Raw genomic sequence first — 17,000 nt, forward strand, 5'->3', positions numbered from 1 at the left:
AAAGGAGCCGAAACTCCTTTTTATCTAAATTATCGATATTTCACCGCGTCGATTGAGGCTCGTAGAAGGTCTGGGTCAGTGACTCCTTCATTTAATACCCATACTTGCACACCATGAGGTTTGACTTGTGTCTTTAACACTTCCGTGACATTTTGCTTAACGCCAGATAATTGCTCCATCCACAGCCCTGCTTGAAGCATGTCACTGACTTCAAAGTCAGCAGGCGCATCGCCTTTGTTTAATAAAACAAGCGCAATTTGCTGATTATCAGCCGTATCTACCACCCGATAAAAACTAGCCGTTTGCCCACTCAATTCCAAATTAATCTGCAATCCGCGCTGCAGCGCTGGCAAGGTCTTGCGCACATTGGCAATGTTCTTTAACTCACGGTAAATCACATGTTGTTTACCCGCATCAAGGCGTTCCTGTCCAATATAGTTACGATTCCCCATATGTTCAGATGTGCCTCGCATGTAACCAAACTCACTGCCTTGATACACCACAGGAATACCACGCGTGGTAAAAAGCCAGTTATGGGCATTAACAAATCCCATATCATCCGCATTCATACGACTCATATCATGGTTATCATAAAAGGTCGTAAGCTCGTAAACATTGTGATAAGGCCCATGAGTTAGATGTAGATATCCTTCTAATTCAGCAAAGTCGCTCTCTGGATTTTCGAACACTTTGGTCATTGCTGCTTGCCCAGGAAAATCCAAAACACTGATGCCACCATTTTTAGGTAAGGTGTGTTGCGCGATAAAGTTGGCATTGTAATCATAGCTTTCAGAGAATATAAAAAAATCTGGATGCTTTTCACGAATGCGATCGGCCATTATGCGCCAAAAACGATGGGGAACGTGTTTAATTGTGTCAATACGGAATGCCGCAGCACCTTTATCAATCCAGTGTAGGTAACTATTGATCAAATAATCTTGTACCGCTGGGTTGGTATCATCCAGATTAGATAGCTGCAAAATATCAGGATAATCGTGGAAAAAGTCATGCAATGGCTCATCTTGACTTAGTTTAGTCGGATCGAGATTTTGATGATCAGCAACCAAGTTGCCTTCAATGTCATACAACTCACCAAATTTGGGCTGATCTATCGTCATTGTAAAAGAAGGAGAGCCATGGTTTGCCACAACATCCAATATCGTCTTGAGTCCCTTCTCAGCAAGTGCATGATTCAGCGCCGCATAATCAAGGCCAGACGACACTAAGTGTTCATCTTCTTTATAAAAATTCGATGCCCAATAACCGTGATAGCCCGTTTTATTGCCATCTTTAAACATACCACCAAACTCAATTGGTTCACCGCCTGCAAACGCCTGATCGGGATTATCGACAATCGGGGTCATCCACACTGCACTAAAACCGAGGTCAACAAAATAATCTGCATTATTGAGAACGCCCTGAAAGTCGCCCCCCATATAACCAACATAAGCCACTTGACCATTAGGCCCTTCTAATTTTCCTTCCCATGTTGGGTAATCACCCCCCTGCTCTTCGTAGTTATTGTTGGGATCACCGTCTACGAATCGATCCGTCATCAAAAAATAAATGGCTTCACTGGCAAACGGTTGTGAAGTACCCACTAAATCTGGCTTATCCACTAAAGCACGCTTCGCCAACCCATCTGATGTGCTTTGACAGGCCATAAGCAAAGTCGTTGAAGCCGCTAAAATGGAAAGTGTAAATCCTCTTTTCATTTAAAAATCCTATTGAACAATAAAAATCTGTGCACTACGTCCGGGAATAGCTAAAGCGTTTCGGCTGAATGACTTCCCTGAATGTGCGTGAATAAACCTTGTTGCCGAATGCAACATAGTTGGAAACGAAGTTGGCTCAAATGATTGCTTTGTGTCGTTTTTATTTAGTACCACCATAATGGTCTGTTCTGGATGAACTCGAAAAAACGTATAAACGCCATTTTTGGGCGCGTATTGAATCATCTTTCCAGCAGTAATGGCAGGACTTTTTTTCCGAAAATTCAATAACCATTTCACATAGTCTTGGGTCTGTTTCGCTTGCACTGACAAGCCAACGCCCGTTATGGCATTCACGCTATCACCGGCAAAACCACCTGGAAATGGACTGCGGATGATCCCATGATCATCATTTCCCAAGTTGGACATGCCAATTTCAGTACCATAGAAAAACTGTGGAATACCACGCATGGTTGCGAAAAAAGTCAGCGCCATTTTGAACAAGGCTTCATCATCACCAAGTTGTGATTTGATTCGTCCCATATCGTGGTTGTCGGGAAAAATCACTAATTTATAGGGATCGCCATACAAGAAATCACTGGCAATGACCTCGTGTAATTTGACTAATCCGGTGCCCCACGTTTCTTCATCTAAGAATGCTTTTACCAAGGTGGTTTGCAACGGAAAATCCATTACGCTAGGGAGTGCTGATACATAATCATCGTAGCGTTTAGAACCGGCTTGCCAATACGCGGTAATAGCAGGGTTAACTGACCATTCCTCTCCTACTATGGTCAAATTTGGATATTCATCTAAAATAGCACGATTCCATTGTGCCAAAAATTCTTTATCCGAATAAGAATAGGTGTCGACGCGAATGCCGGTCAAATCGGCATATTCCACCCACCAAATCGCTTTTTGGATCAAGTATGTTGCCAAATATGGGTTGCGCTGATTCAGATCAGGCATGGTTGGCACAAACCAACCATCCGTAAATGCAAGTCGATCCTCAGCAGTACTGTGCGGGTCATGCAAGGTTTCACGGCGATGGGTTGTGGGCACAAATGTAGTACCGTGATTAATCCAATCGGTACTTGGCATATCTTTCATCCATACATGCTCTGAACCGATGTGATTCAAAATCATATCTTTAATCGTGCCGATCCCTTTGGCTTGCGCAAGTCTTGAATATTGCGCATAAAGTTGATTGCTACCAAGACGCGGGTCAATTTGATAATAATCCGTAGTGGAATACCCGTGATACGAATATTGAGCCATGTCATTTTGCAGTAATGGCATAGTCCATACTTGTGTGAAGCCCATTTCAGATAGGTAATCAATAGCATTGATCATCCCCTGAATATCCCCCCCATGGCGACCACCTTTATAGGATGGATTAGCCCGTTCGCGATATCCCTCGATGTTATCATTGGCTGGATCACCATTAATAAAACGATCGGGAGTGAGCAAATAAATCACATCTTTGGAGGAAAAGCCTACGCGTTCTGCGCTGTTCGGTTTACGATCAAGCAAGGCATACGAATAAAGCCATTGATGGCCATTGCGATGCTCGAAAAGCAATTGTATGTCTTGTGCCTGAGCGCCTGCTTCAATATACAAATCAAGCCACTGATAATTTGGATTATCTAAAGTATTAACTTCTTTTAAGGATACCCCTTCTGCCATTATTGAGACGTTATACTCAGCTAATGGATATGGCAAATCTGGCGCATGCACCATAAGTTGAACTTTAGGCTCGTTCATTCCAATATACCAATGCAATGGGTGAACGGTTTGGGCACTGGCTGGCACAATAAATATAAAAAAAGTAATTAAATGAATGATTCTGTGCATGCTTGTTCTATCACTCTAAACTAGGTTAATATGATGTTAACTATCTCACTTCAACAGAACAAGGTGCAGGCCAAACCTGCATACGTATTCAAACATAATACCTATGACAAATAACAAAAACATCATTGTTTTAGGGGGTGGAACGGCTGGCTGGATGAGCGCAAATCTTCTACACCTCAAACTCGCCCCACTTGGCTATCAAGTTAGGGTTATTGAATCTGAAGATATTGGCATTATTGGCGTTGGTGAAGGTTCCACACCTCAATTAAAAGTGTTTTTTGATCTGTTAGGCATTCAAGAGCACGAATGGATGCCCTTATGCGATGCAACCTACAAGTACGGGATTCAATTTCGTCAGTGGTGTCAGTACGATCCAAAGCGTCCTTTTTTGGACGATTATTTTCATCCGTTTCCAGCTTCTACCGATGCCCTAACCGCGGTTGACTTTATGCAAGCTTGTCACAGAATGATGCAGGGTTATCCCGCCTCAGTAAAACCCGATCCATACTTTTTGACTGCGTATTTATCAGCCCAAGATATTATTCCTACAAGGATCAACACCGCTGACACACAATGTAATTATGGCTATCACTTTGACAGCTACAAATTAGGTGCGTTTTTGAGCGAATTTGGGCAACAACAAGGTATTATCCGTAATGTGGATACCATCACTAAAGTGGATTCTAACGAGCAAGGGATCAACATGTTGTATGGCAAAAACCATGCACAGTATTCAGCTGAATTGTTCTTCGATTGTTCGGGATTTGAGAGTGTACTGTTACAAAAGACGTTGAAGGTACCATTTGAGTCCTTTAGCAATCATCTACTAAACGATGCTGCCATCGCCATCCCTACCCCCAGAGCAGAAAAAGAACTGATGCAAACTCAAGCGACTGCTCTTTCAACTGGCTGGGCTTGGCGAATTCCACTGACCAGCCGAGTCGGTAATGGCTATGTTTATAGTTCGCAATATGTTGATAAAGAAGCAGCAGAAATGGAGCTGAGATCCCATCTTGGCATTGCTGAGACAATCCCTGCTCGACACCTCACCATGAAAGTGGGTCAGGTGTCCAAGCATTGGTACAAAAACTGTATTGGCGTGGGACTTGCGCAAGGTTTTATCGAACCACTTGAGGCCACTGCCCTGCACCTTGTGCAAGAAACCGTCGTGCAGTTTATCGGCGCCTTTTTGGCAGGTAAAGAAACAACCCATTTTCAGAATGCTTTCAATGACAATATACGCAACCGTTTTAATGGGATAAAAGATTACATTACAGCACACTATTGTGCGTGTAATCGCAATGATACAGAGTACTGGCAAGCAGCGAGTCAACCACGCAAACAAACCAAGCACCTAAAAGAGATTCTACTTTTGTGGAGAAATGGAAAAGATATCAACGCCTACATTACTGAGCACAAACTTCATCAATACTATCCAACAATTAGTTGGTATTGCTTGCTGGCAGGATATCAACAATTTTCTCACAGACAATTTGAGCCTACCGCGCAATGGCATCCTCATTTTGCACAATATGGCTAAATTAATGAATGGTGAGTGTGATTGACTGATCAGTTTAGGTGGTGCAATGGGAAAGTTAAAGTAAAAGTGGTGCCGATGCCCACTTCAGAATCAATATCAACATGGCCTTGGTGTCCTTCGATGATACTGTAACTAATCGACATGCCTAAACCAGTGCCTTCACCAACAGGTTTTGTGGTAAAAAACGGGTTGAATAGTTTGTCTTGGGTCGCTTTGTCCATACCACACCCCGTATCGCGAATGGTCACAACGACTAAGCTTTCTAAGATACGTGAGTTAATTTCTAAGTCACCACCGTCTGGCATCGCTTGGGCGGCATTCACAAACATATTGATAAACACTTGTTGCAACTGCCCTGCTTTACCAAACAAGTTGGCAGGTTGTTCACTTAAATGAGTGATCACATTGTGTTTATACTTCAACTCGTTATTGGCCACACTTAATGCGGATTGAATAACTTTGTTCACATCAAATGGTAAATTTTGTGCTTCACCTTGATGTGAGAATGATTTAAGGCCTTGCACAATTTCAGAAATTCTATCTAGGCCACCTAAATTAGATGTCACAATATCAGCAGTATCTTCTAAGAGGTACTCCACATCATATTGAGCAAATAAAGATTGGATCTGCTCATTCTCATAAGCACCTAATGCTTTGGCAAACGCGGTCAAATCAGTCAAATAATGATTTAATGATTCCATATTGGAACGTACAAAGCCGACTGGATTGTTAATTTCGTGTGCAACACCTGCAGCCAATTGACCCAGTGAAGCCATCTTTTCAGATTGTTCTAATTGTACTCGAGCACGTTTTAGTTGAGCTTGTAATATCTCATAATCAAATGTGTGCGAATTGGCACTCACGCCAAGTTTACGTGCCAACAATAAATTTTTGAGTTGCCGAAACATAATCGTCAAAATACTATAGACTTCTGATGATGGTGGGATTTTTTTTAATAGAAAGCAGACTAGAATATAGCTACCACTGTCGAGAGGTTTATGTCTGAGTATCAAACGATATGGCTGTTCTTGATAAAAAAATGGAAAATCTTGCCAGTCGTTATTCTGAGGAATTTTTTCAACAAATTGGTTGATAGCGGTTAATAATTGAGGATTGTCATGCCATTGTTTTTTTGGACCAAAAACAGGGGTATGAATATCAAATAAGTGACAACTTTTAATCTGTACCGCAGCAATACCATAATCAGCATGCAAAAACTCACTGGTGAGTTGACACACATGGCCAAGTAAATTTTCATTATTTTCTGAGAGTGTGAGTGCACCCGTAGTACGTGCGAGAAATGCCAGTTCTTGTCGCTGTTGTTCACTTTGGGCGAGCGCCTCTTGAAGCTCTTGATTAGCTTGATAAATCTCGCGTGATTTCGCAATCAAGAGGCTTTCAGCTTCTTCACGTGCTTTTTTTTCACGTGCCAAGCGGCGCTCAAGCATGGCTATGATATCTGAATCTACTGGCTCACTCACGTTCGCTACCCTGCAAACAACATAAGATTTATAGTGCTCGTATCGGCCACAAAGTGCAAGTATTTACATTTTTTCGACCGCGACAGCAACCGCTTCACCGCCACCAATACACAAAACTGCCACCCCTTTTTTGCTATTTGTGTTTACCAACGCATGACACAGTGTCACTAAAATACGGGCTCCAGAGGCACCAATCGGATGACCTAGCGCACAAGCACCACCATGGATATTCACTTTGTCAGCTGGGATGTTTAATGCGTGCATGGTGGCCATTGTGACCATAGCAAAGGCTTCGTTTATTTCAAATAAATCCACCTCATGAATGGTCCAATTTAGTTTGGTCAGTAATTTTTTAATCGCACCAATTGGCGCGGTAGTAAACGCCGCGGGTGCTTGCGCATGGGTTACGTGGCCAACGATTCTGGCAATACCGGATAGTTTCTTTATATCAGCCGTACTTTTTCGCATTAATAACAAAGCGGCTGCGCCATCTGAAATTGAACTCGAATTTGCCGCTGTTATTGTGCCATCAGTCGAAAAAGCGGGGCGCAATTGAGGGATTTTGTCAGGACGAATGTTTTTGGGCGCCTCGTCTTCGATAATTATCGAAGACCCTTTGTGCTGCGATACGGTGATGGGCACAATTTGAGAGGCAAAATGATTCTGAGCTTGCGCTTGGTGCGCTTTGTGCAACGAGGACAAAGCAAATTCATCCATTTGCTCACGAGTCATACCGAGTTCATCTGCAGTTTGTTGCGCAAAACACCCCATCGCAAGGCCATCATAGGCGTTTTCCAATCCATCTAAAAACATATGATCATAAGTAGTTTGATGGCCCATCCGCACCCCTGATCGTGCTTTGCACAACAGGTAAGGCGCATTTGACATCGACTCCATCCCTCCAGCGACGACCATATCAACCTGCCCTAGGCGTAAATTATCAAACGCTGTCATTACTGCCTGCAAACCTGAACCACAGACTTTATTAAGTGTTATGGCACTGGCTTGATGTGACAGACCAGCATTCAGTGCAGCTTGTCTTGCTGGAGCCTGGCCTAGCCCGGCAGGCAATACACATCCCATAATGACTTGGTCAACTTCTGTCTTAAGTTCTTCTGGCACCAGATTCTGGATGACCTGCGCGGCGAGTTCTGTGGCTTTCAGCGCACTCAACTCACCAAGCATTGCACCTATTGGACTGCGTTTGGCTGCGACAATCAAAATTGAATCAGACATAACATATCCTTGATTCTTTCAAATTAATAACTTTACGTAATTTAACTTTACGTAAACGTAAACCTAATGTAAATTATGTATCAACAGATAAATAACCTCAAGCTATCAATTGCACAAAATGAATGATCAAACCAACACGATAAGCATAGGCGAATTGGCAAAACAATTCGATGTAACAGCAAGAGCCATACGCTTTTACGAAGAACAGGGGCTATTACATCCGGTGCGTGAAGGCACTCACAGAATTTACTATGCGAAAGACACAGTCAGACTCAAATTGATTTTACGGGGGAAGCGCCTAGGTTTTTCATTGGCAGAAATCAAAACCTTGTTTGCGCTGTACGATACTGACCCGAATTCAACGGTACAACTAGAAACCATGTTGGAATTGACGCAACAAAAACGAGAAACGCTCAATCAACAGTTACACGATATTAAAACGCTTCTAGCTGAATTAGATGAAGTTGAAGCTCGCTGTAAAGAAGAATTAAATGAATTAACCCAGCAATCAGGAGATTCATTCCATGCTTAGTTATCCGACATTAAATTTTGGCTTAGGTGAAGATATCGACATGTTGCGCGATATGGTCAGTCAATTTGCTCAAGAGCGAATTGCACCCCATGCACAACGTGCAGATGAGGCAAATCAGTTTCCCAATCACCTGTGGGCCGAAATGGGTGAATTAGGATTATTGGGCATAACCGTTTCTGAAGCATTCGGCGGTGCTGATATGGGATATCTTGCTCATACGGTTGCGATGGAAGAAATTTCACGTGCGTCTGCTGGCGTTGGTTTGAGTTACGGGGCGCATTCTAATTTATGTGTGAATCAAATTTACAAAAATGGGAACCCTAAACAACAAGCTCAATACTTACCAAAACTGATTTCTGGTGAGTACATCGGTGCATTAGCCATGAGCGAACCCAATGCGGGTTCCGATGTGGTCAGTATGAAATTAAGAGCGGATAAACGAGGTAATGAATATGTCCTAAACGGCAATAAAATGTGGATCACCAATGGCCCTGATGCACATGTTTTTGTGATTTACGCCAAAACCGATGTACACGGAGGTTCAAAAGGCATCACTGCGTTTATTGTTGAAAAGGATACACCGGGATTCACTCAGGCGCAAAAGCTCGACAAGCTAGGAATGCGCTCTTCCAATACATGTGAACTGGTATTTACCGATTGTGTTGTGCATAAAGACCAAATATTAGGCAATGAAGGTGGCGGGGTTGCAATATTAATGTCCGGATTAGATTTTGAAAGATTAGTCTTATCTGGCGGACCATTGGGGATCATGCGAGCATGTATGGATGTCGTGTTGCCATACATTCACGAACGCCAGCAGTTTGGCAAGTGCATCGGCGAATTTCAGCTTATCCAGGGTAAAGTTGCTGACATGTATACGCAAATGAATGCTGCACGAGCTTATGTCTATGCCGTTGCAAAAGCCTGTGATCGCGGTGAAACCACGCGCAAAGATGCCGCTGGAGCGATTTTGTATTCCGCCGAGTTAGCTACTAAAATGGCGCTTGATGCCATTCAAATATTAGGCGGTAATGGCTACATTAATGAATATGCAACAGGTCGCCTACTCCGTGATGCCAAACTATATGAAATTGGAGCCGGCACATCTGAAATACGGCGCATGCTCATTGGGCGTGAATTATTCAATGAGACTCATTAATCATGGCGATACTTTCACAACCACTCAATTCACTGGCGCAAGATGTTCAAGCCAATACCTTACATATGGAAGCACAAGTCAATGATCTAAAAAAAGTTGTTGCTCGCATTATACAAGGTGGCTCAGAATCAGCTCGGGAAAAACACAAAGCACGAGGTAAATTACTCGCACGCGAGCGCATTGACGCCCTACTCGATTCCGGTTCGTTTTTTTTAGAAATCGGGCAGCTCGCTGCGTACAATGTATATGAAGAAGACGTGCCTTGTGCCGGCGTCGTGGCAGGCATTGGTCTGATTCATGGACATTTGTGCATGATTGTGGCAAATGATGCGACCGTGAAAGGCGGCACTTATTATCCACTTACGGTTAAAAAACACCTACGAGCACAAGAAATCGCATTACAAAATCAACTTCCTTGTTTATACCTTGTTGACTCAGGTGGTGCTAATTTGCCTCGTCAGGATGAGGTGTTTCCTGACAAGGAGCACTTTGGGCGGATTTTTTATAACCAAGCGAATTTATCTGCACAAAATATTCCACAGATTGCAATTGTTATGGGTTCTTGTACCGCTGGGGGCGCCTATGTCCCTGCAATGTGTGATGAATCGATCATTGTCAAAGAACAAGGCACTATTTTTCTAGCCGGCCCCCCTTTAGTCAAAGCAGCCACGGGTGAGAGTGTAACGGCTGAAGCACTTGGCGGAGGCGCATTGCACGCTCAGACCTCTGGTGTGGTAGATCATTTAGCCCATGATGATCATCACGCATTGGCCATCGCTCGCGGTATAGTGGCTAAACTCAACCGTCCCAAAACGAGCCATATAGACCGTTGTCCAACTGTGTTGCCACGTTACCCTACAAAAGACATATATGGCTTGATCCCGAGAGACTCAAAACAGCCCTTTGACGTGCGGGATATCATCGCACGCATCATTGATGATTCGGATTTCCAAGAATTCAAAGCCCTGTTCGGTACCACATTAGTTACTGGCTTTGCGCGTCTCGATGGTATTACAGTAGGCATCATAGCTAATAACGGTATATTGTTTTCAGAGTCTGCACAAAAAGGGGCACACTTTATTGAGTTATGCGCACAACGAAAGATCCCGCTTATATTTTTACAAAATATTACTGGCTTTATGGTTGGCCAGCAATATGAAGCAGGTGGAATTGCCAAGCACGGAGCCAAAATGGTCACCGCAGTAGCAACGGCCAAAGTCCCCAAACTCACAGTATTGATCGGTGGCAGTTTTGGCGCCGGCAATTATGGTATGTGTGGTCGAGCTTACGATCCTAGATTTTTATTTATGTGGCCTAATGCGCGCATTTCTGTCATGGGCGGTGAGCAAGCCGCCGGGGTATTGGCGCAAGTCAAAGCTGCGCAGTTTGCCAAATCGGATAAGCCAATCTCAGCAGAGGAATTAGATAAAATTACACGCCCGATCATTGACACCTATGAGCGTCAAGGCCATCCATATTATGCCTCTGCTCGGTTGTGGGACGATGCCGTAATCGATCCTGCTGACACACGAGATGTGTTGATCATAGCACTGCATACGGCATTAAATGCCCCTATTGCGGATACCCAATTTGGCATATTTAGAATGTAATGATGCCCGTAAAATCGTATTTATAGGATAAATGAATGAAACACGTTACCTACCACACTTCTGACCATACTGCGTATATCTCGCTTAATCGTCCTGATTCACACAATGCTTTTGACTTTGCCATGATCAAACGAATTACCAAGTTATGCTTGCGAGCAGCTAACGATGACGATGTACGGTCTGTAGTGTTACAAGCGGAGGGCAACATTTTTTGTGCCGGGGCGGATTTGCATTGGATGAAACGCATGGCTGAGTATGATTATGAAACCAATATACAAGATGCTCAGGCGCTGGCAACTATGCTGCACACACTCAATACACTTGCCAAGCCTACCATTGCAAAAATTAATGGCTCAGCTTTTGGGGGGGCGGTTGGTTTGATTGCTTGTTGTGATATTGCCATAGCAACCAAATTATCTAAGTTTTGCTTATCGGAAGTTCGTTTGGGTTTGGCCCCTGCTACTATTATGCCCTATATCATCGACGCCATCGGACAGCGCCATGCTCGACGCTATGCATTGAGCGCAGAAGTTATTTCGGCACGGCGAGCGCGGCGACTTGGTTTGATTCACGAAGCCGTTAGCGAAAGCGAATTAGACAGCACTGTGGCATCTTTGTGTGCACAATTTCATCAGGGTGGTCCTGAGGCAATTAGCGCAACCAAAGGATTGTTGCTGGAATGTCATCACCACAAAATAGACGAAGCTTTGCAACATAAAACAGCAGCCACTATTGCGGCTTTGCGCATCGGTACTGAAGGTCAAGCTGGGCTTGCTGCATTTTTTCAAAAAGCCAAACCCTATTGGCAAGAGGACAAATAATGCGTTCAATCACTCGTTTGCTTGTCGCCAATCGCGGAGAAATTGCCTGTCGAATTATTCGCACCGCCAAACAAATGGGTATTCATACTGTCTCGATATATTCTGACATTGATGCCCAGGCACAACATGTAATACGTGCGGATGAAGCCCATTGTGTAGGACTTGCACCAGCCTCTCAATCTTACCTAGATCAAGATAAAATTTTGGCAATTGCCCGTAAAGCCAAAGTAGATGCTATTCACCCAGGGTATGGTTTTTTATCCGAAAATGCAGAGTTCGCACAAAAGTGTGCACAACATGGAATACTATTTGTTGGTCCTCCGGCCACAGCCATCATTGCAATGGGTTCAAAATCTCAAGCTAAGCGCATTATGGAACAAGCAGGTGTCCCTTTGACCAAGGGATATCATGGCGATGTTCAAGATGAAAATTTTTTGGCCCAACGAGCGGCAGAAATCGGTTACCCGGTAATATTAAAAGCCAGTGCTGGGGGTGGCGGTAAAGGCATGCGAATTGTACGCCGTGCCGATGACTTTAGAGAACAACTCGCTGCAGCCAAGCGCGAAGCTCGAAAAAGCTTCAGTAATGAGCATATGCTTATTGAAACGTACATTAGCGAGCCACGGCATATCGAAGTTCAAGTGTTTTGTGATTCCCATGGCAATGGTGTCTATTTGTTTGACCGAGATTGTTCCATTCAAAGACGTCACCAAAAAATCATTGAAGAAGCCCCCGCTCCGGGTTTGTCAGATGCAACCCGTCAAGCTATGGGTGAAGCCGCCGTGCAAGCAGCGCAGGCCATTGATTATGTAGGTGCTGGTACCGTGGAGTTTTTGCTTGATAGCCAACACCATTTTTATTTCATGGAGATGAATACCCGCTTACAAGTAGAACATCCAGTTACCGAAATGATCACAAGTCAAGATTTAGTACAATGGCAACTGCATATCGCCTGTGGTGGCACACTCCCCTTATTACAAGACCAGCTGAGTTGTTCTGGACATGCTGTCGAAGCACGCATCTATGCAGAAGATCCAAACCATGATTTTTTACCACAAACGGGGATTTTGCATCGCTACAAGGAACCACAAGATTCGCACATACGCATCGACAGCGGTGTGACACAAGGCGATGAGATCAGTATTTATTACGACCCTATGATCAGCAAAGTCATCTCACATGCAGCAACTCGCCAACAAGCAATTCACAGATTACATAAGGCTATTGAAGGCTATGTAATATTAGGATGTCGAACCAATACCGACTATATTCAGTCGATTTTAAAACACCAAGCGTTTAATGACGCTCATCTCACCACCCATTTTGTGGAAGATTACGCATCGGACTTAAAACCGAATACTCGCGAGATGACTCACATTATGGAATGCCTCTTAGCTATGTGTCTGTTTGCAGTGAGTTCAAAAACATACCACTCCAATCCAGAGATAAGCACGCATATTGACACGATCGGTGTGCGTACACAGTTTAGAATCAATCACACTGGAACATCGCCAATTGTGTTAACGAACCAGCGTATTGCCTACATCAGTATGCATGATGAAAATGCGCTTATAACCCTAAATGAAACAACGATACCTATCTCACAATGGCATATGCAAGATGATTCTTTTCGAGCCGTCATTAATGGACTTACCTATAATGGTTGCTATTATCAAAGCGCATCTCATCGTTATATTTTCTGTAACGGACTAACGATGAATGTCTCGATTCCTCGAACTGAATACATAAATAATGATAGTGATAATAACTATATTGCACCAATGAATGGCACCGTGGTGAAGGTCAATGTCAGTCCAGGGCAAACTGTAAGCAAAGATGAGACATTAGTCATTTTGGAAGCAATGAAAATGGAACATACCATAAAAGCCAACTCGAATGGCACGGTTACTCAAGTCGTTTGTACTGAAGGTCAAATGGTTACTGGCGGACAGAACCTTCTCGATATAGAAGCGCTCCCACTAGATGAAGCTAAACCATGACGACTTATCCTAGTCGAGTCAGCTTAATTGAAGTTGGTCCAAGAGATGGTTTGCAAAATGAAGCAACACCACTTAGTGTTGCTGACAAAATACAACTCATTGATGCGCTCAGTAAGACAGGCCTTTCTCATATCGAATGTGGTAGTTTCGTCTCGCCCAAATGGGTCCCTCAGATGGCACACTCTGATGCTGTTTTAGACGGTATTGTTCGTCAGGCTGAGATTACGTACAGCGCATTAGTCCCCAATCAAAAAGGCTTTGAAAATTGCGTTACGCATAACCCCGATGAAATCGCTATCTTTACCGCTGCAAGCAATGAATTTACTCAGAAAAACATAAATTGCAGCATTACCGAAAGCCTCTCTCGATTTGAGCCAATAATGCGCTCTGCGCAAACCCAAAAACTTCCCGTCAGAGGCTACATTTCAACCGTGGTTAGCTGTCCTTATCAAGGCAAGGTCGATCCCAAAGCGGTACTAGCTGTAGCCAAAGAATTATTAGCTCTTGGCTGTTACGAAATCTCTTTAGGAGATACGATTGGCGTTGGCACCCCACGGCAAGTGGCCGAACTACTCGAAGTGTTATTAACCGATATTCCCGTACACCAAATAGCCGTGCATTTTCACAACACTTATGGTCAAGCTATTGCAAATATCAGTAAGGCTTTAGAATACGGCGTCACTCGAATCGACTCAGCTATTGCCGGCTTAGGTGGCTGTCCTTACGCCAAAGGTGCCAGTGGTAATATTGCCACTGAAGATGTGGTCTATCTGCTCGATGGTCTTGGCATACAACACGGTGTAGATTTAGAAAGATGCATAAAAGTAGGACGCGATATTTGTAGGAAACTCAATAAGCCGCCACCGTCATTGGTAAATCAAGCATATCTATAACGGATATAAGTATCTATACAATATGTAAAAAACGCTGACATTTTTGCCTAGAATTTAATCTCGCTTTATGGCTATAATACTTAAGTAGGATAATCAATTTAAGGAAAAACAATGCCTCAGCAAAGCCCACGTTATGTGAGTAATTTGACCAAGGATACTTACGCACTCATTCTCGCCGGAGGACGAGGGTCTCGTTTACACGAACTTACCAAGTGGCGTGCTAAACCCGCAGTGTATTTCGGCGGTAAATTTCGCATCATAGACTTCCCATTATCAAACTGTATTAACTCTGGTATTCGCCGTGTTGGTATTTTGACTCAATACAAGTCCCATTCCTTGATCCGTCACATCAGCCGAGGTTGGGGGCATTTTAAAAAGGAACTTGGTGAATCAGTTGAGATCTTGCCAGCCTCTCAGCGTTTTTCTGAAGATTGGTATCAAGGAACAGCAGATGCGGTATACCAAAATATCGATATCATTCGCGATGAGTTACCTAAATATGTCATGATTTTATCAGGTGACCATATATATCGGATGGATTATGGCACAATGCTCGCGGAACACGTGCAATCTGGTGCCAAGATGACCGTGAGTTGTATGAAGGTTCCCATTCCTGAGGCTGCCGGTGCTTTTGGTGTGATGTCAGTAGATGAAAATAAACGCGTACTGGCATTTACCGAGAAACCGGAACATCCAGCTCCCCTTCCTGGCGAGCCTGACAATTGCTTAGCATCAATGGGTAACTACATTTTTGATACTGAGTTTCTATTCAAAGTACTCGAAGATGACAAAGCGGACAGTGAATCTGAACACGATTTTGGCAAGAACATCATTCCAAGAATTATCAAAGATCATCAAGTTCAAGCGTTTGTTTTTGGTGAAAGCGACGGCACTGAAAATTATTGGCGCGATGTGGGGACTATTGATTCTTTCTGGCAAGCTAACATGGAACTTGTTGAGCCTGTACCAGCTTTGAATTTATACGATGCCGACTGGCCAATTTGGACGTATCAAGAACAACTGCCACCGGCCAAATTTGTTAAAGAAGCGGATGATCGCCCCGGTGAGGCAATCAATTCAGTGGTATCGGGAGGATGTATCGTCTCTGGTGCTCGTTTACACAAGAGCTTGTGTTTTTCAAACGTAAGAGTCAACAGTGGCGCTTCGGTAGATGAAACCGTGATTCTGCCAGCGGTTGAAGTTGGGGCACATTGTACCATTCGTCGCGCAGTATTGGACCGAGGTTGTCAGATTCCAGAAGGTATGCACATTGGTGTGGACCACAATGAAGATAGACGTCGAGGATTTCGCGTATCAAGTAATGGGATCGTGCTAGTTACCCCAGACATGCTTGAAAAGCTAAAATATTTATAAACTAGCTATATATTCATTAATTACTTGGGCGGTTGTATTGGGAACTTCAAGAGGAAACATGTGACCGCCCTGCACTTCACAGTGTGAAAAATTTGGCTGTTTCGCCAAAAACTTCTTCCTCAAAAATGGCACGGTGACATCCGTGCTTTTACCTGTAATCAGCAGACTCGGCAAGTTTACTTGTCCGAAATATTGCGCCAAATCGGTCGGAATGGTTCTAAACACCTCTGCTTCAATTTCTGGTTTATAGGAAAGCTCTATAACATCACCGGTTTGGGTAGTAACACTGCTGACATAATCATTAATACATTGTGGAACAAACTCAGCAAAAAAGCGTTTTTTAGCAAAGTATTGAACCACATCTTCATTTACTTGCCATTGTCGTTTACGCTGCATTGTAACGTGTGCGGGCGTTATTTTGTTGATCAACGGCGTTCGCTTACAGATTTCAAACAACCGGCCAGACCAATGTGTCAGTAACGGTGGGTCACACATGACTAATCCACAAAATCGCTCTGGCGCTCTTGCCACGGCCATATAAGAGATAACCGCACCAAAGCTATGCCCCATTGCCAAAACGGGGGCGTTAAGATGTTGCGCATCGAGATAAGCTAATAACTCATCCACTTGATGAACCCAGCCATTGACTAATGGGTAAACTTCATCGTGCGCATATTGATGCTTAGCAAGGACCTTATGGGGTAATTGGTCAAAGAGAGTTTGATAAGTCGGCGCTGGGATGCCGTTTGCATGCACAAAAGATATATTCATCAATCACTAAAAGTCAT

General features: G+C 43.6%; 13 protein-coding genes. 8 read left to right on the top strand and 5 right to left on the bottom strand.

The genetic code is table 11. The annotated features are described in order from the left end of the window. Window positions 1-29 precede the first annotated feature (29 nt). Both NLG07_RS09195 and NLG07_RS09200 read right to left on the bottom strand, forming a co-directional pair. Window positions 30-1,664 carry an alpha-amylase family glycosyl hydrolase gene (locus NLG07_RS09195; RefSeq protein WP_254856848.1) on the bottom strand — a complete coding sequence of 545 codons (1,635 nt, stop codon included), beginning with the start codon at window positions 1,662-1,664 and terminating at the stop codon, window positions 30-32. A 60-nt stretch (window positions 1,665-1,724) separates the two neighbouring features. After that, entirely contained in the window at window positions 1,725-3,566 is a 1,842-nt protein-coding gene (locus NLG07_RS09200) for a glycoside hydrolase family 13 protein (protein WP_254855167.1), read from the bottom strand. 103 nt (window positions 3,567-3,669) lie between these two features. On the opposite strand from NLG07_RS09200, the gene NLG07_RS09205 reads away from it, so the two are divergent. After that, window positions 3,670-5,106, top strand: a complete 1,437-nt coding sequence (locus NLG07_RS09205) for a tryptophan halogenase family protein (protein WP_254855168.1) — start codon at window positions 3,670-3,672, stop codon at window positions 5,104-5,106. A gap of 29 nt (window positions 5,107-5,135) precedes the next feature. Here the strand turns inward: NLG07_RS09205 and NLG07_RS09210 are convergent, their stop codons facing one another. Both NLG07_RS09210 and NLG07_RS09215 read right to left on the bottom strand, forming a co-directional pair. Continuing rightward, window positions 5,136-6,587 (bottom strand): ATP-binding protein, encoded by a 1,452-nt coding sequence (locus NLG07_RS09210; protein WP_254855169.1) that lies wholly within the window; start codon window positions 6,585-6,587, stop codon window positions 5,136-5,138. 63 nt (window positions 6,588-6,650) lie between these two features. After that, window positions 6,651-7,823 (bottom strand): acetyl-CoA C-acyltransferase, encoded by a 1,173-nt coding sequence (locus NLG07_RS09215; protein WP_254855170.1) that lies wholly within the window; start codon window positions 7,821-7,823, stop codon window positions 6,651-6,653. A 118-nt stretch (window positions 7,824-7,941) separates the two neighbouring features. Here NLG07_RS09215 and NLG07_RS09220 point away from each other — a divergent pair, with 118 nt between their 5' ends. From NLG07_RS09220 to glgC, 7 genes are all read left to right on the top strand, one after another. Next, window positions 7,942-8,355, top strand: a complete 414-nt coding sequence (locus tag NLG07_RS09220; protein WP_254855171.1) for a MerR family DNA-binding transcriptional regulator — start codon at window positions 7,942-7,944, stop codon at window positions 8,353-8,355. Next, window positions 8,348-9,514 carry an isovaleryl-CoA dehydrogenase gene (locus tag NLG07_RS09225; RefSeq protein WP_254855172.1) on the top strand — a complete coding sequence of 389 codons (1,167 nt, stop codon included), beginning with the start codon at window positions 8,348-8,350 and terminating at the stop codon, window positions 9,512-9,514. Before NLG07_RS09220 ends, NLG07_RS09225 begins: the two co-directional genes overlap by 8 nt. A gap of 2 nt (window positions 9,515-9,516) precedes the next feature. Further along, complete coding sequence (locus NLG07_RS09230; protein ID WP_254855173.1) at window positions 9,517-11,124, top strand: carboxyl transferase domain-containing protein; 1,608 nt, start codon at window positions 9,517-9,519, stop codon at window positions 11,122-11,124. A 35-nt stretch (window positions 11,125-11,159) separates the two neighbouring features. Continuing rightward, a complete protein-coding gene (locus tag NLG07_RS09235; RefSeq protein WP_254855174.1) occupies window positions 11,160-11,945 on the top strand; it encodes an enoyl-CoA hydratase-related protein in 786 nt (261 codons plus the stop codon). After that, entirely contained in the window at window positions 11,945-13,945 is a 2,001-nt protein-coding gene (locus NLG07_RS09240; RefSeq protein ID WP_254855175.1) for an acetyl/propionyl/methylcrotonyl-CoA carboxylase subunit alpha, read from the top strand. The genes NLG07_RS09235 and NLG07_RS09240 overlap by 1 nt, the downstream gene beginning before the upstream one ends. Continuing rightward, on the top strand, window positions 13,942-14,838 hold the full coding sequence (locus tag NLG07_RS09245; protein WP_254855176.1) for a hydroxymethylglutaryl-CoA lyase: 897 nt from the start codon (window positions 13,942-13,944) through the stop codon (window positions 14,836-14,838). Before NLG07_RS09240 ends, NLG07_RS09245 begins: the two co-directional genes overlap by 4 nt. Window positions 14,839-14,949: 111 nt before the next feature. After that, window positions 14,950-16,212: a glucose-1-phosphate adenylyltransferase gene (gene glgC, locus NLG07_RS09250; RefSeq protein WP_254855177.1), complete on the top strand. Its 1,263-nt coding sequence runs from the start codon at window positions 14,950-14,952 to the stop codon at window positions 16,210-16,212. Here the strand turns inward: glgC and NLG07_RS09255 are convergent. Continuing rightward, the gene (locus NLG07_RS09255; protein WP_254855178.1) at window positions 16,207-16,983 is read right to left on the bottom strand and encodes an alpha/beta fold hydrolase; all 777 of its coding nucleotides are present in this window, start codon (window positions 16,981-16,983) and stop codon (window positions 16,207-16,209) included. The genes glgC and NLG07_RS09255 overlap by 6 nt on opposite strands. Window positions 16,984-17,000: the final 17 nt, after the last annotated feature.

Origin of the sequence: Alteromonas sp. LMIT006 (genome assembly GCF_024300645.1) — a bacterium.
Taxonomy (GTDB): domain Bacteria; phylum Pseudomonadota; class Gammaproteobacteria; order Enterobacterales; family Alteromonadaceae; genus Opacimonas; species Opacimonas immobilis.

Coding starts and splice junctions, on each gene's coding strand:
- NLG07_RS09195 (WP_254856848.1), bottom strand. CDS start 1,664: ATGGCCTGTCAAAGCACATCAGATGGGTTGGCGAAGCGTGCTTTAGTG.
- NLG07_RS09200 (WP_254855167.1), bottom strand. CDS start 3,566: ATGCACAGAATCATTCATTTAATTACTTTTTTTATATTTATTGTGCCA.
- NLG07_RS09205 (WP_254855168.1), top strand. CDS start 3,670: ATGACAAATAACAAAAACATCATTGTTTTAGGGGGTGGAACGGCTGGC.
- NLG07_RS09215 (WP_254855170.1), bottom strand. CDS start 7,823: ATGTCTGATTCAATTTTGATTGTCGCAGCCAAACGCAGTCCAATAGGT.
- NLG07_RS09220 (WP_254855171.1), top strand. CDS start 7,942: ATGAATGATCAAACCAACACGATAAGCATAGGCGAATTGGCAAAACAA.
- NLG07_RS09225 (WP_254855172.1), top strand. CDS start 8,348: ATGCTTAGTTATCCGACATTAAATTTTGGCTTAGGTGAAGATATCGAC.
- NLG07_RS09230 (WP_254855173.1), top strand. CDS start 9,517: ATGGCGATACTTTCACAACCACTCAATTCACTGGCGCAAGATGTTCAA.
- NLG07_RS09235 (WP_254855174.1), top strand. CDS start 11,160: ATGAAACACGTTACCTACCACACTTCTGACCATACTGCGTATATCTCG.
- NLG07_RS09240 (WP_254855175.1), top strand. CDS start 11,945: ATGCGTTCAATCACTCGTTTGCTTGTCGCCAATCGCGGAGAAATTGCC.
- NLG07_RS09245 (WP_254855176.1), top strand. CDS start 13,942: ATGACGACTTATCCTAGTCGAGTCAGCTTAATTGAAGTTGGTCCAAGA.
- glgC (WP_254855177.1), top strand. CDS start 14,950: ATGCCTCAGCAAAGCCCACGTTATGTGAGTAATTTGACCAAGGATACT.
- NLG07_RS09255 (WP_254855178.1), bottom strand. CDS start 16,983: ATGAATATATCTTTTGTGCATGCAAACGGCATCCCAGCGCCGACTTAT.